Source organism: Arhodomonas sp. KWT (genome assembly GCF_010993615.1).
Genome location: NZ_WNXE01000516.1, coordinates 1 through 1,138, shown reverse-complemented (window position 1 = coordinate 1,138; position 1,138 = coordinate 1). Strand labels below are relative to the sequence as shown.

The 1,138-nt window shown below is 75.5% G+C and carries 3 protein-coding genes; all 3 read right to left on the bottom strand.

The features are described 5' to 3' along the window. Window positions 1–136: 136 nt before the first annotated feature. On the bottom strand, window positions 137–646 hold the full coding sequence (locus G7A99_RS20360) for a hypothetical protein (RefSeq protein ID WP_163143679.1): 510 nt from the start codon (window positions 644–646) through the stop codon (window positions 137–139). Continuing rightward, window positions 640–837, bottom strand: a complete 198-nt coding sequence (locus tag G7A99_RS20355; RefSeq protein WP_163143677.1) for an oxidoreductase-like domain-containing protein — start codon at window positions 835–837, stop codon at window positions 640–642. The genes G7A99_RS20360 and G7A99_RS20355 overlap by 7 nt, the downstream gene beginning before the upstream one ends. 75 nt (window positions 838–912) lie before the next feature. Further along, on the bottom strand, window positions 913–1,138 hold a 226-nt coding region (locus tag G7A99_RS20350; RefSeq protein ID WP_163143675.1), incomplete at its 5' end, for a hypothetical protein.

Genomic DNA, 1,138 nt, shown 5'->3' with positions numbered 1-1,138 from the left:
GGTCAGCCGGAAGGGGTCGTGCTCCAGTCCGAAGAATCGGTGGTACATCGCCTCGGGCCCTTGTTCGTCCGCGCGAATCGCTTGCGGGAGCAGTCTATCAGCCCCGGCGCGCCCGGGCGTATGCCCGGCCGCCCGCTCAGGCGGCGCGGTCGTCTCCGAGGAGGCAGTCCCGGGCCTCGTTGAGCTGTGCCGCGAGGTAGCCGGAGCCGCCGCGGTCGGGGTGACAGTGCTGGATGAGCCGGCGATGGGCGGCGAGCACGGCCTCCCGGTCCGGTGGGTCGGGCTGGTTCTCCAGGCCGAGCACGGCCAGGGCCCGGGCGCGGGTCATGGGGCCGTCGTCGCCGCCCGACGGTGGGGGTGTCCCCGCGGACCCGCCGGCGGGTGCCGTGCGGCTGCCGAGGAAGCGCAGCAGCGGGGCGAGGCGCATCGCGGTGGGGATGAAGCGCTGGATGGCGGCGGCGGTGGCGGCGATGGCCGCGCCGATCCAGGACAGCCGGCCGGTGACGACCAGCAGCGCGATGACCACCAGCGCGCCGATGAGGATCAGGCGCGGCAGGTGCGGGCGGATCGACGCCCGCGCCGCCGGCGAGACCCAGAGCACCGCGGCGGTCACCACTGCCGCCAGTACCAGCAGCTTGATCAGCACGGCGGCTCCTCGGCCGGCGGCAGCCCGTGGGCCTCGCGGATCGCCGCGCAGCGCTCGCGCCAGCGCTCCAGGCGCTGGTCGTAGATATCGAACACGCAGGGGTCGCAGCCCGTGCCGCAGCACTCGTCGAGGTCGGGCTCGCGGGGCGGCGGCGGGAAGCGCGGTTCGTCGCGGGACGCGGTGTCACTCATGGCAATCGCACAACGCCTGACTGCCTCCATGATACCAGCGCCCCGCGCCCCGATGCCCAACGCGCGCCGGGGCCATCAGCGCCCGGAGCGGTCGCGCTGGCCCTGCAGTGCGGCGAAGGCGGCGCCCATGGCCGTCTCCGGGCGCGGCTCGGGCTTGTTGTCACGGCGCCCGCCCCGGCCCCTGCCTTTGCCCTTGCCGGCGCCCCCCGGTTTGCCCGCCGGCTGATCCCGGCCGGCCTTGCTGCCGGCCTCGTCGTCCAGGCGCATGGACAGCCCGATGCGCCGGCGCTGGAGGTCGACG